Source organism: Pseudophaeobacter sp. C1-32P7 (assembly GCF_041008775.1).
Lineage (GTDB): Bacteria > Pseudomonadota > Alphaproteobacteria > Rhodobacterales > Rhodobacteraceae > Phycobacter > Phycobacter gallaeciensis_A.
Genome location: NZ_JAXGFR010000001.1, coordinates 444,071 through 462,321, shown reverse-complemented (window position 1 = coordinate 462,321; position 18,251 = coordinate 444,071). Strand labels below are relative to the sequence as shown.

The 18,251-nt window shown below is 62.9% G+C and carries 20 protein-coding genes; 12 read left to right on the top strand and 8 right to left on the bottom strand.

The features are described from left to right. Window positions 1–150: 150 nt before the first annotated feature. Window positions 151–1,059 carry a DMT family transporter gene (locus SM763_RS02080; RefSeq protein WP_368997326.1) on the bottom strand — a complete coding sequence of 303 codons (909 nt, stop codon included), beginning with the start codon at window positions 1,057–1,059 and terminating at the stop codon, window positions 151–153. Window positions 1,060–1,207: 148 nt separating this feature from the next. Here SM763_RS02080 and SM763_RS02075 point away from each other — a divergent pair, with 148 nt between their 5' ends. Beyond that, complete coding sequence (locus SM763_RS02075; RefSeq protein WP_274832005.1) at window positions 1,208–1,909, top strand: endonuclease/exonuclease/phosphatase family protein; 702 nt, start codon at window positions 1,208–1,210, stop codon at window positions 1,907–1,909. A gap of 77 nt (window positions 1,910–1,986) precedes the next feature. On the opposite strand, the gene SM763_RS02070 is transcribed toward SM763_RS02075, so the two are convergent. Next, window positions 1,987–3,321 carry a DEAD/DEAH box helicase gene (locus SM763_RS02070; RefSeq protein WP_368997324.1) on the bottom strand — a complete coding sequence of 445 codons (1,335 nt, stop codon included), beginning with the start codon at window positions 3,319–3,321 and terminating at the stop codon, window positions 1,987–1,989. A gap of 364 nt (window positions 3,322–3,685) precedes the next feature. On the opposite strand from SM763_RS02070, the gene SM763_RS02065 reads away from it, so the two are divergent. The 4 genes from SM763_RS02065 to SM763_RS02050 all read left to right on the top strand — a co-directional run bounded on the left by SM763_RS02065 (window position 3,686) and on the right by SM763_RS02050 (window position 7,246). After that, on the top strand, window positions 3,686–4,099 hold the full coding sequence (locus SM763_RS02065; protein WP_065273259.1) for a Fur family transcriptional regulator: 414 nt from the start codon (window positions 3,686–3,688) through the stop codon (window positions 4,097–4,099). Window positions 4,100–4,249: 150 nt separating this feature from the next. Then, on the top strand, window positions 4,250–5,131 hold the full coding sequence (locus SM763_RS02060; RefSeq protein WP_368997322.1) for a DMT family transporter: 882 nt from the start codon (window positions 4,250–4,252) through the stop codon (window positions 5,129–5,131). A 160-nt stretch (window positions 5,132–5,291) separates the two neighbouring features. Continuing rightward, window positions 5,292–6,566 carry a phosphopyruvate hydratase gene (gene eno / locus SM763_RS02055; RefSeq protein WP_368997320.1) on the top strand — a complete coding sequence of 425 codons (1,275 nt, stop codon included), beginning with the start codon at window positions 5,292–5,294 and terminating at the stop codon, window positions 6,564–6,566. Window positions 6,567–6,850: 284 nt separating this feature from the next. Further along, complete coding sequence (locus SM763_RS02050) at window positions 6,851–7,246, top strand: DUF2306 domain-containing protein (RefSeq protein ID WP_368997318.1); 396 nt, start codon at window positions 6,851–6,853, stop codon at window positions 7,244–7,246. A 152-nt stretch (window positions 7,247–7,398) separates the two neighbouring features. On the opposite strand, the gene SM763_RS02045 is transcribed toward SM763_RS02050, so the two are convergent. The 4 genes from SM763_RS02045 to mazG form a co-directional block, all read right to left on the bottom strand. Next, complete coding sequence (locus SM763_RS02045; protein ID WP_274832009.1) at window positions 7,399–7,674, bottom strand: YMGG-like glycine zipper-containing protein; 276 nt, start codon at window positions 7,672–7,674, stop codon at window positions 7,399–7,401. Window positions 7,675–7,813: 139 nt separating this feature from the next. Beyond that, complete coding sequence (locus SM763_RS02040; RefSeq protein ID WP_368997317.1) at window positions 7,814–8,269, bottom strand: GNAT family N-acetyltransferase; 456 nt, start codon at window positions 8,267–8,269, stop codon at window positions 7,814–7,816. Beyond that, window positions 8,266–9,207, bottom strand: a complete 942-nt coding sequence (locus tag SM763_RS02035; RefSeq protein WP_065273265.1) for a nucleoside hydrolase — start codon at window positions 9,205–9,207, stop codon at window positions 8,266–8,268. Before SM763_RS02035 ends, SM763_RS02040 begins: the two co-directional genes overlap by 4 nt. 32 nt (window positions 9,208–9,239) lie before the next feature. Further along, entirely contained in the window at window positions 9,240–10,064 is an 825-nt protein-coding gene (gene mazG, locus SM763_RS02030; protein ID WP_065273266.1) for a nucleoside triphosphate pyrophosphohydrolase, read from the bottom strand. A 62-nt stretch (window positions 10,065–10,126) separates the two neighbouring features. Here mazG and SM763_RS02025 point away from each other — a divergent pair, with 62 nt between their 5' ends. From SM763_RS02025 to SM763_RS02010, 4 genes are all read left to right on the top strand, one after another. Next, the gene (locus SM763_RS02025) at window positions 10,127–11,302 is read left to right on the top strand and encodes a M20 aminoacylase family protein (RefSeq protein ID WP_368997315.1); all 1,176 of its coding nucleotides are present in this window, start codon (window positions 10,127–10,129) and stop codon (window positions 11,300–11,302) included. 108 nt (window positions 11,303–11,410) lie between these two features. Further along, window positions 11,411–12,382, top strand: a complete 972-nt coding sequence (gene speB, locus SM763_RS02020; protein ID WP_368997313.1) for an agmatinase — start codon at window positions 11,411–11,413, stop codon at window positions 12,380–12,382. A 7-nt stretch (window positions 12,383–12,389) separates the two neighbouring features. Then, window positions 12,390–13,337, top strand: a complete 948-nt coding sequence (speB, locus tag SM763_RS02015) for an agmatinase (protein ID WP_274828932.1) — start codon at window positions 12,390–12,392, stop codon at window positions 13,335–13,337. A 67-nt stretch (window positions 13,338–13,404) separates the two neighbouring features. Then, on the top strand, window positions 13,405–13,842 hold the full coding sequence (locus SM763_RS02010; RefSeq protein WP_065273270.1) for a DUF1499 domain-containing protein: 438 nt from the start codon (window positions 13,405–13,407) through the stop codon (window positions 13,840–13,842). Between the two features lie 151 nt (window positions 13,843–13,993). Here SM763_RS02010 and SM763_RS02005 read toward each other — a convergent pair whose 3' ends face one another. After that, window positions 13,994–14,296: a hypothetical protein gene (locus SM763_RS02005; protein ID WP_368997312.1), complete on the bottom strand. Its 303-nt coding sequence runs from the start codon at window positions 14,294–14,296 to the stop codon at window positions 13,994–13,996. Between the two features lie 87 nt (window positions 14,297–14,383). Here SM763_RS02005 and prfA point away from each other — a divergent pair, with 87 nt between their 5' ends. The 3 genes from prfA (at window position 14,384) to SM763_RS01990 (ending at window position 17,197) form a co-directional block, all read left to right on the top strand. Next, window positions 14,384–15,439 (top strand): peptide chain release factor 1, encoded by a 1,056-nt coding sequence (gene prfA, locus SM763_RS02000; RefSeq protein WP_065273272.1) that lies wholly within the window; start codon window positions 14,384–14,386, stop codon window positions 15,437–15,439. Beyond that, entirely contained in the window at window positions 15,402–16,289 is an 888-nt protein-coding gene (prmC, locus tag SM763_RS01995) for a peptide chain release factor N(5)-glutamine methyltransferase (protein WP_368997311.1), read from the top strand. The genes prfA and prmC overlap by 38 nt, the downstream gene beginning before the upstream one ends. Before the next feature lie 221 nt (window positions 16,290–16,510). Beyond that, window positions 16,511–17,197, top strand: coding sequence for a DUF4167 domain-containing protein (locus tag SM763_RS01990; protein ID WP_274828494.1), 687 nt, complete (start codon window positions 16,511–16,513; stop codon window positions 17,195–17,197). A gap of 177 nt (window positions 17,198–17,374) precedes the next feature. Here SM763_RS01990 and rsmA read toward each other — a convergent pair whose 3' ends face one another. After that, the gene (gene rsmA, locus SM763_RS01985; RefSeq protein WP_368997309.1) at window positions 17,375–18,220 is read right to left on the bottom strand and encodes a 16S rRNA (adenine(1518)-N(6)/adenine(1519)-N(6))-dimethyltransferase RsmA; all 846 of its coding nucleotides are present in this window, start codon (window positions 18,218–18,220) and stop codon (window positions 17,375–17,377) included. Window positions 18,221–18,251: the final 31 nt, after the last annotated feature.

Genomic DNA, 18,251 nt, shown 5'->3' with positions numbered 1-18,251 from the left:
CGCGCTCCCGCGCGGGCTCGGCCTCCTTGCGGAGGCGCTCTCCCCCTTGGGCCCGGCGCCGTGCTGCGCACGGCGCGCGCGCCATGGCGCGCCAGACCCAACGGGAGCGGATACATCTGTGATGCCTCCGCGACGGGCGGGAGAGCTTGCTTATCCGATTGTGGTGCGTTTGTCGGGGCGGTTGATCAGGAAGACGCCTGCCGCCACCAGTGCCAGTGCCAGCCAGACCTCATATGACAGTTTCTCGCCAAGGATCAGCCAGCCCATCACCACCGCCAGCACCGGCGAGAGAAAGCTGAAGGAGGCGACCGAGCCGGCCTTGTAGATGGTGAACAGCCAGAACCACAGCAGGTATCCGAGGCTGGCAATCGCAATGGCCTGAAACAGCACGCCTGCGATATGGATCGGCTCGGGTGCGCGCAGCAGCGGCCCGAAAAGCGGCGACAGCGCCAGCAACAGCACGGCCGAGACCGCCAGTTGGTAGACCAGCTGCGTCACCGCGGGTACCCGCGACAAGGGCGTTGCCCGCACGCAGAAGGCAAGCCCGGCCCAGCACAGGGTCGAGATCAGCGCCAGCACATCGCCCAGAACCGAAGCGCCGCTGGCATCCCGGTCCAGCACCGCCAGAACCACACCGCCCATCGCCAGCACTAGGCCAACAACGCGCAGCCCGCTCAAGCGTTCTCCCGGCAGCCACAGATGCGCGGCCAGCGCCAGCCACACGGGCATCGAGTTGAAGATGATCGTCACCCGCGACACGGATGAGACATCCAGCGCCCAGAACAGACAGATGAACTCGCCCGTGAACAAGAGGCCGACCACGATGCCCCAGCCGTGAATGCCCGCTGGCATGCCGCCTTCGGGTCGCAGCCGGGAGCGGCGCAGCCAGACCCACAAGAGGATCACCGCCAGCGCGATGAGCGAGCGCAGGCCTGCCTGGAACACCGGGCCAAAGCCACCGTTGGCGATCTTGATAACCACCTGATTGAAGCCAAGAAGGGCGGCAAAGCCGGTCAGGGCGAGGGCGCCCGCGGCGTCCATGGATCTTTTTTCTGTCATGGGCGCATCAGCACCGGGAGGTAACGGACTGTCAAGCAAGACGTTTCGCCAAAATTGGCTGCAATCGTGCGCGCCTTGACGCAGGTAAGGCGATCTTGGCTTGCACCGGCTTTGCGGGCGATGAACACTGGCAGGGAAAGGAGCCCTCATGCCCGTGACCACCCTGCGTCTGGCCAGTTACAACATTCAGAAATGCGTTGGTCTGGACCTGCGCCGCCAGCCACGCCGTATCCTGAACGTGCTGGAGGACATGGGCGCGCGGATCGTGCTGTTGCAGGAGGCGGACAAGCGTCTGCCGCCCCGGCCCGCGGCGCTGCCGCATTTCGTTCTGAACGAGGCGGGTTGGCAGGATGTGGATCTGGGCGGTGCCGGATCGCTGGGCTGGCACGGCAATGCGGTGATCTGGAAGGGCCAGGGCATTTCCCTGCGCGACAAGGGCCACATCGACCTGCCAGGCCTGGAGCCGCGCGGCGCGGTCTGGGCGGCCTTTGACACCCCCATCGGCCCCTTGCGGGTGGTTGGCGCGCACCTGGGGCTCACCGGGCGGGCGCGGCGGGCGCAGGTGCGGCATCTGGCACAACACAGCGCGAAATGGACCGATATGCCGACGGTCTGGGGCGGTGATTTCAACGACTGGTCGCGCAGCTCGGTTCTGGACCGGCTGGCGCCAATGATGCGGTTCCTGCCGCCTGCACCTAGCTTTCCGGCGCTGCGACCGCTTGGCGCGCTGGACCGAATTGCCCATAGCACAGGTCTGGAGGTGGTGCGGGCTGGGGTGCATCAGGCGCAGCCAGCGCACATTGCCTCGGACCACCTGCCGGTCTGGGCGGATCTGCGGCGCGCCGGTTAGGCATCCGCCGCACAAAGAAAACCGCCACGCAATGGCGCGGCGGTTTCCGAGTCTTCTGATCTGTTAGCAGCTTTGGCTTAGCTGGAGCGGCGGCGCTGGCCTCCGCCCTGTCCGCTGCCACCCTGTCCGCCGCCTTGGCCACTGCGCTGACCGCCACCCTGACCTTTGCCGCGACCACCGCCGCCACCACCACGGCGCCGACGGTTGCCACCGGGGCGTCCGCCCGGCTTGCCGCCGCCCGGACCACCGCGGCCCTTGGGGGCTGCCGGATCAGGCAGCACTTCCCACGGGCGCCCCGAGGCCACGGGAATGGTGATCTTCATGGTCTTCTGGATCGCCTTCAGCTCATCCATCTCGTCCGGTGCGCAGAATGCGACGGCCTGACCGTCCTTGCCCGCGCGCGCGGTGCGACCGATGCGGTGCACATAGGCATCCGGCACGTTGGGCAGTTCGTAGTTGTAGACGTATTTTACGTCCGGGATATCCAGACCCCGCGCGGCCACATCGGTGGCCACCAGCACCTTGATCTCACCGGATTTGAAGGCGGCAAGGGCACGTTCGCGCTGACCCTGGCTCTTGTTGCCGTGGATTGCGGCAGCGGCGAAACCGGCCTTGTCCAGCACCCGCATCAGCTTTTCCATGCCGTGTTTGGTGCGGCCAAAGACCAGCGTGCGCTCGTCCTTGTGCTCGGTCAGCAGTTCTTTCAGCAGGCTCAGCTTTTCCGCCTTGGCGATGAAATGCACCGATTGGGTGACCTTGGCCGCCGGTTTGCCCGGAGGGGTCACTTCGATGCGCACCGGGCGCTGCAGATAGGAATTGGCGATCTCGTTCATCTGTTTCGGCATGGTCGCCGAGAACAGCATGGTCTGGCGCTCTTCGGGCAGAAGGGCCGAAATCTTGCGCAGGGCGTGGATAAAGCCGAGGTCCAGCATCTGGTCGGCCTCGTCCAGCACCAGGAAATCGCAGGAGCCAAGATCCAGCGCGTTGCGGTCCAGAATGTCCAGAAGACGGCCGGGGGTGGCGACCAGAATGTCGGTGCCCCGGGCAATGCGCTGGATCTGCGGGTTGATCGAAACACCGCCGACCACCAGGCCGATCTTCATCGGGGAACCTTCGGTCAGCCCTTTGAGGGTCGCTGCGATCTGGTTGGCCAGCTCGCGGGTCGGTGCCAGTACCAGACCACGCACGGTCTTGGCCGCCGGTTTGCGGCCGTAGTCCTGCATGCGGGTGATCAGCGGAATGCCAAAGGCGGCGGTCTTGCCGGTGCCGGTCTGGGCCAGACCCAGTACGTCCTCGCCGTTCAGGGCATGGGGAATGGCGCGCGCCTGAATCGGGGTCGGATCTTTCAGACCCATGTCATCAATGCGGGCGAGAAGCTGCTGCGGCAGCCCCATAGTCGAAAATTCAGTCACTTGTCGTCCTTTCGCGGCCTTCGCATCATGCAAAAGACCGGTGCCGCAGCTCCGGGACCGCGTCCCAGATTGCGGAGATGGGTGGGGCAGGGACCTCTGGCGGGGGCTGGCCGGATGCCAGGCCGCTGGCCTCTGCAAACGCCCCACGCGTGATTTTGGGAACACGGGCATATCACTAAGACGCCGGGGAATGCCTGCACCTCAGGTGCAACCGGGCTGTCTCTGCTCACGCGGCAGGGAGGGATGCCTGACGCCCAAATGGAGGCCCCGGCCCGGAATGTCAATGGGCACGACAGGTGATTTGACGGTTTGCGCCCCGAGCTTGGTTCGTTACACAGGGAGCCCAGAAACGGAGAGGACTGCGATGGCAGAATCGATTATCGCCCGCTGCGAGGCCAAGGGCCTGCGTATGACCGGCCAGCGCCGTGTGATTGCGCGCGCCCTGCAGGACAGCGATGATCATCCGGATGTGGAGGAACTCTACGCCCGGGCCAGCGCGCTGGATGCCGGGATTTCCCTGGCCACGGTATACCGCACGGTAAAGCTGTTCGAAGAGGCCGGCATTCTGGACCGGCTGGAATTTGGCGACGGCCGCGCCCGTTACGAGGACGCGGACCGCGAGCATCATGACCACCTGATCGACATAAACACTGGCGAAGTGATCGAATTCTGCGACCCCGAGATCGAGGCGCTGCAGGAAAAGATCGCGGCCAAGCTTGGATACCAGCTGAAGGGGCACAAGCTGGAACTCTACGGCGTGCCGACAAAAAAGAGCTGACAAGCTACATTCATCACGATGCGTGATGATTAACATCACAACATGTTGCGTCATCCTGTCGCGAAACCGCTTGCCGGTGGCGGCAATGCTGGGCATGCCCGGATTTGCAGGGCGCCTATCGCGGGGGCCAGGCACAGGAAGGGCGCGCGCATGAACAACATCAACGGTATTCTTCTGGTCATCGGAGCGATGGCAGCCTTCACCCTGGAGGATATGTTCATCAAGACCCTGTCCGAGAAGCTTCCGGTGGGGCAGATCCTGATCCTTCTGGGGCTGGGCAGCGGCAGCGTCTTTGCGGTTCTGGCGAAAGTGCAGGGGCACCGGATTTTTGCCCCGCGCGCCTGGCGCCGGAGGCCGGTGCTGCGCGCCCTGACCGAGGCGCTGGCGGCGGTCAGCTTTGCCACATCTCTGGCGCTGGTGGATATTTCCGTTGTGGCCGCCGTGTTTCAGGCGACGCCTTTGGTCATCACCATGGGCGCGGCGCTGTTTCTGGGGGAGCAGGTCGGATGGCGCCGCTGGAGCGCGATTCTGTTCGGGTTCGCCGGGGTCCTGATGATCATCCGGCCGGGGTTCAGCGGATTTGAACCCGCGGCCCTGCTGGTTCTGGTTTCGGTTGGGGCGGTTGCCGCGCGGGATCTGTTGACCCGGGTGATGGACAGCGCGGTGCCTTCCACCGTGGTCAGCTTTCAGGCCTTTGCAGCCGTCATTCCGGCTGCGGCGCTGCTCTTGGTGCTGACGCCCGGAGAGGCGCGGGCGCTGGAAGGGGGCGAAACGCTGATGTTGCTGGGCGGGGTTCTGTTCGGCGTGTTGGGATACTATGGCATCGTTACGGCGATGCGGGTCGGGGATGCTTCGGCGGTGACGCCTTTCCGCTATACGCGGCTTGTTTTCTCGCTGCTGGCGGGTGTCATCATGTTCAACGAACGCCCCGATGCGATGACGCTGGCCGGGGCCGGGCTGATCATCGCCTCTGGCCTATATACCTTCCTGCGCGAACGTCGACTGGCCCGCGCCGTTCCGGCGGCGGCCTGATCAGGCACATCGACTCAGCTGCAAAACTGTTGGCGCAAACAGCGAATTGTTAGCCCTAACCGGTGAAATAAAGGCGCGTTAGCGATAACGGAACCGGTTTACAATCTGCCCTCGGCTGCTATGACGCTGGCAATCAATTGCCACAGTCAGGAACCGACCGATGAGCACCATTATCGACATTCACGCCCGCGAAATCCTTGACAGCCGGGGCAACCCGACCGTTGAGGTTGATGTGATCCTCGAAGACGGCACCATGGGCCGCGCCGCTGTCCCCTCGGGCGCGTCGACCGGCGCCCATGAAGCGGTGGAAAAGCGCGACGGCGACAAGAGCCGTTACATGGGTAAAGGCGTTCTGGAGGCCGTGGCCGCCGTCAACGGTGAGATCGCCGAAGAGCTGGTCGGCTTTGACGCGACCGAGCAGGTTGCCATCGACAGCGCGATGATCGAGCTGGACGGCACCGCCAACAAGGGCCGTCTGGGCGCCAATGCCATTCTGGGCGTATCGCTGGCCGTGGCCAAGGCGGCTGCCGATTTCACCACCCAGCCGCTGTTCCGCTATGTGGGCGGCACCTCGGCGCGGGTTCTGCCGGTGCCGATGATGAATATCATCAACGGCGGCGAACATGCCGACAACCCGATCGACATTCAGGAATTCATGATCATGCCGGTGGCAGCGGAGAATATCCGTGACGCCGTGCGCATGGGCGCCGAAGTGTTCCACACCCTGAAGAAAGAGCTGACCGCAGCGGGCCTCAGCACGGGGATCGGCGACGAGGGCGGCTTTGCCCCCAATATCGCATCGACTCGTGAAGCGCTGGATTTCGTTCTGAAGTCCATCGAGAAGGCAGGCTACCGCCCGGGTGAGGACATCTATCTGGCGCTCGATTGTGCTGCGACCGAATACTACAAGGACGGCAAATACGTCCTGTCGGGCGAAGGCAAGACACTGTCCAGCGATGAAAACGTCGCTTACCTGTCGGCGCTGGTGAACGATTACCCGATCATCTCGATCGAAGACGGCATGGGCGAAGATGACTGGGACGGCTGGAAAGCCCTGACCGACGCCATCGGCGACAAGGTGCAGCTGGTGGGTGACGATCTGTTTGTGACCAACCCGGCGCGTCTGGCCGAAGGTATCCAGCGCGGCTCGGCCAACTCGATGCTGGTGAAGGTGAACCAGATCGGCTCGCTCACCGAAACCCTGCGGGCCGTCGACATGGCGCACCGCGGGGGCTTTACCAACGTGATGTCGCACCGTTCGGGCGAGACCGAGGACGCCACCATTGCTGATCTCGCGGTTGCTACCAACTGCGGCCAGATCAAGACCGGCTCGCTGGCGCGTTCCGACCGGCTCGCAAAATACAACCAGCTGATCCGCATCGAAGAAGTGCTGGGCGAAGTGGCCGAATACGCAGGCCGTTCGATCCTGAAATAAGTCTCGGTTGACAGACTGCGAAAGGCCCCGTCATGTCTGGCGGGGCTTTTTCTTTTCCAAGGGGCCGGGATCGTTTTGAAAGTCGCGCTTCTCTATCTTCTGTGCTGGCCGGTGTTGCGGGACTCTGTCTCGCGTCTTTCTTTCCTGGTTCAGCCCCACGGAGAGCTTGCGTTCGTCGATCTGCGCTATGCCGAACATCCCTGGAGCACCGCAGTCCATCTCGTTGCGGGGATCTTGTTCTTCCTTGTCGGCCCTCTTCAATTCTCGCCAGGTCTGCGGCGAAGGTGGCCGGGCCTACACAGGAGCTTGGGAAACTGTTCATCGCAAGTGGCTTCGTCTCAAGCCTTGGGGTGATGCATATGGTGATCGTCTTTCCCGCATTGGGCGGATTTCTGACCCAAGGCGTCACCTACGCCATTTGCCTGTCGATGGTGGCGGCAATGATCCTCGCCTATCGCGCAATTCGGCGCAGGGAGGTGATGCTACATATGCGCTGGATGCGGCTTGCCTTTGCCTTGGGGCTGACCGTCTCTACCGCGCGGATCTACATCACCCTGGCTGACACGGTGTTTTCGGTGCCATTCGAGCAGAGCTTTACCATCGCATCTGCCTTGGGGTTGGCGACAAATCTGGCTGTTGTCGGCTTTCAGGAGCGCAGACGGAAGATCGCCAGAAGTTAGTTCAGAAGTTCGCACAGCTCTCCTGTGCATGTTCCCGCGCTACATCTTCTCTGCTGACACAGGCTGCGCCATCATGGTTGGGGCACTTGTTCTATTGAAAACGCCCCGTAGCCAGTCGCACGGGGCGTTATTTCAAATCGCTTGTGATGGCCTTACGGGCAGGGCGCTTCGTAATAGGTGCCGTCGCCGCGGGCATAGGCGCAGGTGTTTGTGGCCTGGTTCTGGGCCACCACGGTGCCAGCTGCCGCACCGGCAAGGGCAGCGATGATGCGCCAGTTCTTGTTGGCATCCAGCGCCTCGGCGGCGATCAGACCGGCAGCGGCGCCGCCGGTGACACCAACGACGGTGCGTTGTTCGGTGGTCAGGTTCTCGCAGCCGGTCAGGGCTAGAACGGCAGCAGCGGTGAGTGCGGTGAGCTTTGCTTTCATCGGACATCTCCTGTCAGTGGTCTGAGGGGGAGTATTGCGCCGATTTCAGCGCCCCGATCTGTTCTGGATCAACTTTTGGGAAAAATCCGAAGGACACGCCCAAAGTGGCGAAAACCTGCCTGATGCGCTGTTTGGGGCCTCAGGGGATGAGTCTCTTGCTCATCAGTATCTCGCCTTCGCGCGGCTGAAAACGGGCGCGGGCGTAAAGGCGCTGTGCCTGCTCATTGGCCTGATCGACGGTGAGATGCAGCGCCGTGATCCCTGCTTCGGCAAGGGTTTTGGGCAATTCTGTCAGCACTTCGGTGGCAATGCCGCGGCCGCGTACGGCGGGGCGGATGTAGATCTCATCCACCACACCGTCCATGCCGCCAAAGGCGACCGACCAACTGAAGGTGACCACGATATAGCCAATCGGCGCACGGGTGGGGCCGATGATATAGACTGCCCCATAAGGCATGCCCTCCAGCAGCGGTGCGATTGCCGCTTCGCGCTGCTCGGCGCTGCTGTCGCGGCCGATCTCCTCGTGGCAGGCAGCAACCAGCGGCAGCAGCTTGCCCAGATGCTCGGGCTTGGCAAGATGCAGGGCGGCGCTCATAGCCGGGCCAGACGGTCGGTGATCAGGGCGAAAAAGCCGTCCGCGTCCACATCCCCCATGAACATGGCATTGGGCGCGTGGTCGGTGACGCCCCACCAGTCGGCGACGGTCATGCCAAGGGTCAGCTCCGACCCGGTTTCGACCTGAACGTTCACGTGACGACCGGAGAACAAATCCGGTTGCAAAAGATGCGCGATGACGCAGGGATCGTGCAGCGGCCCGCCTTCGGAGCCGTATTTGGCCACATCAAACCGTTCAAAGAAATCCAGCATATCGGCGGTGAAATGACCTGCGCGAGTATCCAAAGCGCGGATCGCAGCGACTCGGGGCCGGGTTGCCAGCGCCTTGTGGGTGACATCCAGCGGCATCACCACCAGCGGCACACCGGAGGTAAAGACGGTCTCGGCCGCCTCGGGGTCGACGTAGATGTTGAATTCGGCGGCGGGGGTGACATTGCCGACTTCGAAATAGGCGCCGCCCATCAGCACGATTTCCTGCACCCGGTCGATGATGTCGGGTGCCTTTTTGAAGGCCGTCGCGATATTGGTCAGCGGTCCCAGCGGGCAGAGGGTGACCGAGCCGGGGGCATGGCGACGCAGGTTGTGGATGATGAAATCCACCGCATGGCCGTCGGTCAGCGGCAATTGCGGCTCCCACAACTCGGGGCCATCAAGACCGGTCTTGCCGTGCACATGTTCCGCCGTCACCAGCGGCCGGGCCAGTGGCGCATCGCAGCCCGCCAGCACCGGCACATCACTGCGCCCGGCGACTTCGCAGATCATGCGGGCGTTCTTCTGCGTGAGCGATAGCGGCACGTTGCCAGCGACGCAGGTGATGCCAAGCACTTCCAGCTCGTCCGGGCTGGCCAGCGCCAGCAGCAGGGCAACGGCATCGTCCTGGCCGGGATCCGTGTCGATGATGATCTTGCGTGCGGTCATGAAAGGTCTTTCTGTATCTCTTTTGGTCACGATCAGGTGGCTTTGGCGCGCTGGGCTTCCTTTTCGGCATCCCACAAGGCGTCCATCTCTTCAAGCGTGCTGTCCTCGGGGCGTTTGCCCAGATCGGCCAGACGCGCTTCGACGCCTTCGAACCGGCGGATGAATTTTGCGTTGGCGCGGCGCAGGGCGGCCTCGGGCTCCACCCCCAGATGGCGGCCGAGATTGGCCATCACGAACATCAGATCGCCGAATTCCTCTTCCACCGCGTCCTGTGTGAGCTCGTCTCGCGCCTCCACCAGTTCGGCGGCCTCTTCCTGGATCTTGTCGATCACGTGGCTGGCATCGGGCCAGTCGAAACCCACCCGGGCGGCGCGTTTTTGCAGCTTATGCGCCCGCAGCAGTGCGGGTAGACCGACAGCGACGCCATCCAGCGTGCCCTGTTGCGCCTTGCCCGCGCGTTCTGCGGCCTTGATCGCCTCCCAGTCGCGGGTCTGCTGCTCGGGGGATTTATCACGCGATTCGTCACCAAAGACATGCGGATGACGGCTGACCATCTTGTTGGACATGGTGGTGACCACGTCCTGAAAGGTGAAATGCCCGGCTTCTTCGGCCATCTGCGCGTGAAAGACCGATTGGAATAGCAGATCGCCCAGCTCTCCCTTCAGCTCATCCCAGGCTTCGCGCTCGATCGCATCTGCGACCTCATAGGCTTCTTCGATGGTATAGGGCGCGATGGTGGCGAAGTCCTGCGCCACATCCCAGGGGCAGCCCGTTTTGGGATTCCGCAGGGCGCGCATGATTTCCAAAAGTCGTTCGATTCCGGCGGTTTCGTCGTGGATGAGCTCTGTATCGGCCATTGCAGCTGCCTATTGATCGGTGTCAGATGCATCATCCCGAGTCTGACCAAGGAGTCCACCCCATGCCGGTCGTCAACCGCATCGCCGATTTTGCCACTGATATGACCGCATGGCGGCGCCATCTGCACCAGATCCCGGAGCTGGCGCTGGATCTGCCCAAGACCGCCGCCTTCGTGGCCGAGCGCCTGCGCGAATTCGGTGTGGATGAGCTGCACGAGGGCATCGCTCAGACCGGCATGGTGGCGATCATCAACGGTCAGGGGCATGACGCGCCGGAGGCGCCGACGATTGGCCTGCGCGCCGATATGGATGCACTGCCCATCCCCGAGGAAACCGGCGTCGAATATGTCTCGGGCCACGCGGGCAACATGCACGCCTGCGGCCATGACGGACACACCACCATGCTGCTGGGCGCAGCGAAATACCTCGCCGAGACGCGTAATTTCAGTGGCCGCGTCGCGCTGATCTTCCAACCCGCCGAAGAGGCCATCGGCGGTGCCCGTATCATGGTAGAAGAAGGCGTGATGGAGCAATTCAACATCGGCGAGGTCTACGCGCTGCACAATCTGCCGGGGCTGGCCGAGGGCAGTTTCCTGACCACGCCGGGGCCGATCATGGCGGCGGTGGATACCTTCCATGTGCGTATTCAGGGGGTTGGCGGGCACGGCGCCATGCCGCACGAGACCCGCGATCCGGTGATGGCGGCCTGCGGCATTGCCCAGGCGATACAGACCATCGTCAGCCGTAATCACTACGCGCTGCAGGATCTGGTGGTCTCGGTCACCCAGATCCATACCGGCACCGTCGACAACGTCATTCCCGACACGGCCTATATCAACGGCACCGTCCGCACCTTTGATCCCGAAGTGCAGGACATGGTGATGCGCCGCATGGAGGAGATCGTGGCGGGGCAGGCGGTTTCTTACGGCGTCGAAGCGACGCTGGATTACGAGGTCGGCTATCCCGCGACCATCAACGATGCCGACAAGGCGGATTTTGCTGTCGGCGTCGCGCGCGAAATCGTCGGCGAGGACCGGGTTGTCCCCGATGCCACCCGCGACATGGGGGCCGAGGATTTCTCTTACATGCTGAACGCGCGCCCCGGCGCCTATCTGTATATCGGCCAAGGCGATACCGCCGGGCTGCACCACCCCAAGTATGACTTTAATGATGCCATCGCACCCGTCGGGGCGTCCTTTTTCGCCCGTCTGGTGGAGCGCGCTCAACCCGCAGCGTGACCGGCTTGCAAGGGCGGGTATTCATACCACCCTCAGCAGGTGACAACATAGTTTCAGTCGGGTATTCCCGGCTGAAACGGGGTTAACAACTTGTAACGGGGCAGGCCGATGGCATTGGAAGACGCAAAGACCCAGGTGGATCAGGCTTTCACCCGCGAAGACCTGAAGGGGCTCAGCTTTGAGAACACCTTTGGTGGGGCTCCGTCCTTTGCGCGCCGCCGCTACACCAAGGATCTAAGCGCCGCGGATATCGCCGTTACCGGCGTGCCCTTTGATCAGGCGGTGACCAACCGCCCCGGCACCCGTCTGGGCCCGCGCGCGATCCGCGAGGCGAGCCTCTTGCAAAGCCCCGATGCCCCCTATGGGTGGGGCTTTGATCCCCTCAGCGAGCTGGCGATTGCGGATTACGGCGATCTGGCCTTTGACTATGCCAATGTCCCGGCCTTTCCCGGCACCCTGCAGGCGCATATCAAGGGCATTCTCGACAGCGATACCGCCTCGGTCACGCTGGGCGGCGATCACTACATCAGCTTTCCCATCCTGAAAGCCTATGCCGAGAAATACGGTCCGATCTCGCTGTTGCAGTTTGATGCCCATACCGACACTTGGGCTGATGATGATTTCTCGCGCGTGGATCACGGCACCATGTTCTATAAGGCGGTGAAATCGGGGATCGTGGACCCTGCGACCTCGGTTCAGGTGGGCATCCGCACCACCAACGAGGACACGCTGGGCGTCAATATCATCGACGCCCCCACCGTGCATGAGATCGGCCCGGCAGAGACTGCCCGCCGCATCAAGGACATCCTCGGCGACCGGCCCACCTATCTGACCTTTGACATCGACGGGCTGGACCCGGCCTATGCACCCGGTACCGGCACTCCGGTCTGGGGCGGGCTGACCTCGGCGCAGGTGGCGCGGATCCTGCGTGATATCGCCGGGATCAACATCAAAGGCGGCGATGTGGTGGAGGTTTCGCCTCCGTTCGATACTACCGGCGCGACGGCGATTGCGGGGGCTCATGTGGCGATGGAAATCATCTGCCTTCTGGGCTGGAATATGACAAAGAAGAATGGCTGAGCAGAGAATGGCAGAGTTCAATCAACCCATCAGTGGCAACGATCTGGCGCGGTTCTCCGGGCCCAATACCTTTATGCGGCTGCCGCAAGCGACCTCGCTGACCGGGCTGGACGTGGCGGTGCTGGGCATTCCGATGGACATCGGCACCTCCTGGCGCTCGGGCACCCGGTTTGGCCCGAAACAGATCCGCTCCGAAAGCGCGATGCTGCGGCCCTATAACATGGCCACCGGCGCGGCGCCCTTTGACAGCCTGAACATCGCCGATATCGGCGATCTGGCGATCAATACCTTTTCGCTGAAGGATTCGCTGCGCATCATCCAGGACAGCTATGCGGCGATCCTGTCGGGCTCGGCCATTCCGGTGGCCATGGGCGGTGATCATTCCATCACCCTGCCGATTCTGCGCGCCATCGCCGCGAAATATGGCCCCGTGGCGCTGGTTCATGTGGATGCCCACGCCGACGTCAACGACGAGATGTTCGGCGAAAAGGAAACCCATGGCACCGTCTTCCGCCGCGCCTATGAAGAAGGGCTGGTCGTTCCCGACAAGACCTATCAGATCGGCATTCGCGGCACTGGCTATTCGGCACAGGATTTTGCCGAGGCGCAGTCCTGGGGCTTCCAGCATTTTCCGGCGCAGGAGCTGTGGGGGCGGCAGCTGCACAACATGGGTGCGGAAATTCGTCGCGATATCGGCAATAGGCCGGTCTACGTGACCTATGATATTGATAGTCTTGATCCGGCCTATGCGCCGGGCACCGGCACGCCTGAAATCGGCGGGCTGACGACACCGCAGGCGCTGGAGCTGATCCGATCCCTGAAGGGGCTCAATATCGTGGGCTGCGATCTGGTCGAGGTGTCGCCGCCCTATGATGCATCGGGTAACACGGCGCTGACGGCGGCGAACCTGCTGTACGAATTGATGTGCGTGCTGCCGGGCGTGAAGACGAAATAGGCAACCTCAGCCGCGGCGCAGGGCACCGCGGTCTGCGGTGACAGCAGACGGGGCGGGGGGAGACCAGATGGGACGTGTTATGCTGCTTGGGTGGATCGTTCTTGCTGCTGTCGTTGTGGTGCTTGGCTTCATCCGGCTGGCGCCCTCTGATCCCCTGGACTGGAACACCCAGCCGGAATTGTCCGAGGACAAGGAATTTCGCGGTGGTATCTTCCGGGTAGTGAACACAGGCCCGGACGGGCTGCGCCGGTTCGACCGTATCGCCGGGCAGGCGCCGCGCACGCAATTGCTCGCTGGCTCGGTCGAGGACCAGATGGTGACCTATGTTACCCGGACCAAGCTGTTCGGATTTCCCGATTACACCACGGCCCGGCAGGATGGGGAGTTGCTGAAGGTCTACGCTCGGCTGCGCTTTGGCCGCTCCGATCTGGGCAGCAACAAGGCCCGGATCGACAACTGGTTGTCGCAGATGGAGATGGCGGGCGACACTGCTGCGGTGGACTAGGAAACCCGCAGCTTTTTCAACCGGCAGTGATGCTCAACAAGTAGGGGGAGGCGCTCCCGCCCGTCGCAGGCGCATTGCGAAATGCGCCGCTCCCGTTGGGCCGGGCGCCGCACCAAGGTGCGGCGTGCGCGCGGTTTGGCTGGTCTTGCGCCTAAAGCCTTGGCAGCGGGTGGTCTGTTTCGGTTTGCGGCAACTGCGCGCCGTTCAGCGCGGCCGAAGGGCAGGCCGACTGGACCTCGCGCCACATGGGTACGTTCAGGGACATCTGGCATTGCGCCATGAAGCTGCGTCCATCGACCGAGAGACAGCGAAACTCGCCAAGCTCGACCCGACTGCCGGATTTGTCGGTGCAATAGCAATCGAGCACCTTGCCGCCCGGACCGGTGACATCCGCCTGCAGGGGCAGGGCGGTGCTGATCAGCGCGGTTGCGATAAGGAGACTGGTATAATGCATGCCCCTAGCATATCACAGGGCGCGGCCCGCGCCAAAGCGCCCCGGCGGCCCATGGCCCTTATGACAAGAACAAAATAGGCGTTCCCGATGGTACCCGAAGATCGGCTGGAGCAGATCCTGCAACGGTTTCAATACCTTGAAGCGGCGATGGCAGATGGTGCCAGCGGCGGCGATATTGCGACCCTGGCCAAGGAATATTCCGATCTGAAGCCGGTGGTTGAGCAGGTGCAGGCCTATCGCAAGCTTGTGGCGGATCTGGCCGAGGCCGAAGCCATGCTGGCCGATCCCGATATGAAGGAACTGGCCGAAGAGGAAATCCCGGCGCTGAAGGCGGCGCTGCCCGAAGCGGAACATCAGCTGCAGCTGTCGCTACTGCCCAAGGACAAGGCTGACGCGCGGCCCGCGATCCTGGAAATCCGCCCCGGCACCGGCGGCGACGAGGCGGCGCTTTTTGCGGGGGATCTGCTCCGCATGTATCAGCGCTATGCCGAGGCGCGCGGCTGGAAGTTCGAGATCCTAGAAGAACAGGCCACCGAACTGGGGGGCATCAAGGAAGTCGTGGCCCATATAAAGGGCGAGAATGTCTTTGCCCGGCTGAAGTATGAATCCGGCGTGCACCGGGTGCAGCGGGTTCCCGTCACCGAATCCGGCGGCCGTATCCACACTTCGGCGGCCACCGTCGCGGTCCTGCCCGAAGCCGAGGACGTCGACATCAAAATTGATGCGAACGATCTGCGTATCGACACCATGCGGTCATCCGGCGCGGGGGGGCAGCACGTCAACACCACGGATTCTGCGGTGCGGATCACCCACTTGCCGACCGGCACGGTTGTCACCAGCTCGGAAAAATCCCAGCACCGCAACCGCGAGATTGCCATGCAGGTGCTGCGCACGCGGCTTTATGATCTGGAGCGCCAGCGCATAGACAGCGAACGTTCGGAAAGCCGCGCCAGCCAGGTCGGCTCGGGCGATCGCTCGGAGCGGATACGGACCTATAATTTCCCCCAGGGGCGGATGTCGGATCACCGGATCAACCTGACGCTCTATAAGCTGGATCAGATCATGCAGGGCGATCTGGATGAGATCATCGACGCGCTGACGGCGGATGATCAGGCGCGTCTTCTGGCCGAACTGGGGCAGTGACGTGACGCATTCGGGAAATACCGCAGCGCAGGCCATGTCTGCCGCAGCGTCGCGGCTGCGGGCGGCCGGGGTGCCTGATCCTGCACGCGATGCACGGGTTCTTTTGGCGCATGCCGCGCGAATCGAAGCGAGTCGTGTTACACTGATAGCACCGGAAGAGCTGTCTTCTGAGATCGCCTACCGGTATGAGCAACTTGTGGCCCTGCGCGCCGTGCGCGTTCCTGTGTCGCATCTAATCGGCGAGCGGGAGTTCTACGGTCGCCGTTTCAAGGTCTCGGGCGAGGTTTTGGACCCGCGCCCGGAAACCGAAACCCTGATCGAAGCCGCGCTGTCGTGCCCCTTCAAACGGATACTGGATCTGGGCACCGGGTCGGGCTGCATTCTGGTGACGCTGCTCGCCGAACAGCCGGATGCCTCTGGGCTTGGCGTCGATCTCAGCGAGGCGGCCTGCCTGCAGGCCAGCGCCAATGCGGTGCTGCACCGGGTGGCGGAGCGCGCCGATATCCGCCAGTCGGATTGGTTGCAAAACGTGAGCGGGAAATTCGATCTGATCGTTTCCAACCCGCCCTATATCGCCCGGTCTGAAATGGAGGCGTTGGACCCCGAGGTTCTGGACCATGAACCGCAGATGGCCCTGACCGATGGCGGAGATGGGCTGGGCGCCTATCGCAGTATTCTGGCCGGTGTCATGCAGCATCTTGGGCCGGGGGGGCGGCTGCTGGTCGAAATCGGCCCAAGTCAGGGCGCGGATGTCGCGGATCTGTTCCACTCGGCAGGGCTGGAGGCGGTTCAGGTTCTTCCCGATCTTGATGGACGGGACCGGGTTGTTTGTGGGAATGCGCCTGCCTAGACCGGATCGAATGGGAAAATTCGCACTTTAGAAAGAAAAAAGGTCGAAAAAGAAGCTGTGCCTCTTGTATGGGGGCGCTTAAAGTGGTTACTCAAACTGTCGCACAAAGGTGAGGGCGTTTTTCCTCCCGGCGACATCAAGCCCAAAAATGTCGATGACCCGGCGCTGAGGCGCGCTCGATTGGGTCTACGACGCTTACAATCAAGGCTGACGTTAGGCATATGAGATCGTCAAAATCACGTTCGCGTTCCAAGTCGAACCGAAATCGCCCTGCAAATGGCGCCAATGTTGTCAATCGTGTCTTTGACAGCTCTGGTCCCGAGGGCAAGGTGCGCGGAACTCCGCAGCAGATCATAGACAAATACAACCAGCTGGCTCGCGATGCGCAGCTGAGCAATGACCGCGTTGCGGCTGAAAACTTTCAGCAGCATGCCGAGCATTACCTGCGCCTTCTGAACGAAGCGCAGCGGGAAATCGACGCGCGCCGTGAAGAGCAGGAGCGGCAGAACCGCGAACGCCAGGCCGAACGTGATCGCGAACGCGCCGAGCGGATGGAGCGTCAGGAACGCGAAGCGGCTCAGGCCAAACCCGCAGCCGATCCCGCCGATGCGCCGCAGCCCGAAGTGATCGACCCGCGCGAAGCTGGCGGTCAGGATCAGGACAGCGGTCTGGTTGAGACACCGGAAAGCGCGAGTTCCGAGGCCGCGCCGAAAAAATCTGCGCCGCGCAAACCCCGCGCGCCGCGCAAGCCCGCCGCCAAGAAGGCGCCCGAAGGGGCGCAAGGCGAGGTCGCAGAACCGGCCGCAGCGGAAGGCAAAGAGGATGAGGCCAAGAAACCGGCCAAGAAGCCCACGCGCAGCCGCTCCAAGCCCAAACCGTCAGAAGACACTCCGGAAGCAGCTGAGTAAGGGCTGCAATGGGATTGGGGCAGATGTGTCCCGTTCCTGCGTCCACCCTGTGGTTCAGGTCTTTTGCGAACGAAATAGAGAACCCCGGTCGCCGATGGCGGGCCGGGGTTTTTCTTTTGCTCTGGGCTGCAGGTCTGGAGCGCCGTCAAATGAGGGCGTTGCGGCAGGGGCGGCGTCTTACGCGACTGGCTTCAGGCTGCGGGCCAGCGCGCAGAAGGCTTCCAGGCTCACTTGCTCGGCGCGTTCTGTTGGGGGGATGCCCGCTGCCTCCAGGTGCGCTTCGATATCCGGAGACACCCCTTTAAGGCTCGCACGCAGCATTTTTCGGCGCTGATTGAAGGCCGCAGCCACAACACGCGACAGGGTCGCCGCATCCGCCGGGTAGCGCGGTTCGGCTAGCGCCTCCAGATGTACCACGGCACTGCTCACCTTCGGCGGCGGGGTAAAGGCGCCTGGCGGTAGCGACAGTACGATCTGCGCCTTGGCACGCCATTGCGCCAGAATGGCGAGCCGCCCATAGGCCTTGGAGCCGGGCTGCGCCACGATGCGTTCGGCCACCTCGCGCTGGAACATCAACGTCAGGCTTTGCCAGAACGGCGGCCAGTCTTTTGGCGTAAGCCAGCGCACCAGCAATTCGGTACCGACGTTGTAGGGCAGGTTGGCTACCACCCGCACCGGCGGTGTCAGGTATTGCAGCGGGTCAATCTCAAGCGCGTCGCCATTGATCACCTGCAAACGGTCCGGATAGGCGTCTGCGATCTCCTCCAGCACCGGCAGGCAGCGGCTGTCCTTTTCCACTGCCAGCACCCGGCGCGCGCCCTCGGCCAGAAGCCCACGGGTCAGGCCACCAGGGCCAGGCCCGATCTCAAGCACATCACAACCAGTAAGGTCGCCGGCCTGGCGGGCGATCTTTGCTGTCAGGTTGAGATCCAGCAGAAAGTTCTGGCCCAGCGATTTGCGGGCGGACAGCTGATGCGTCGCGATGACCTCGCGCAGGGGGGGGAGGGTGTCGATCTGGCTCATCCCCTTCCTATGCGGTGAAATACCGGGCCAA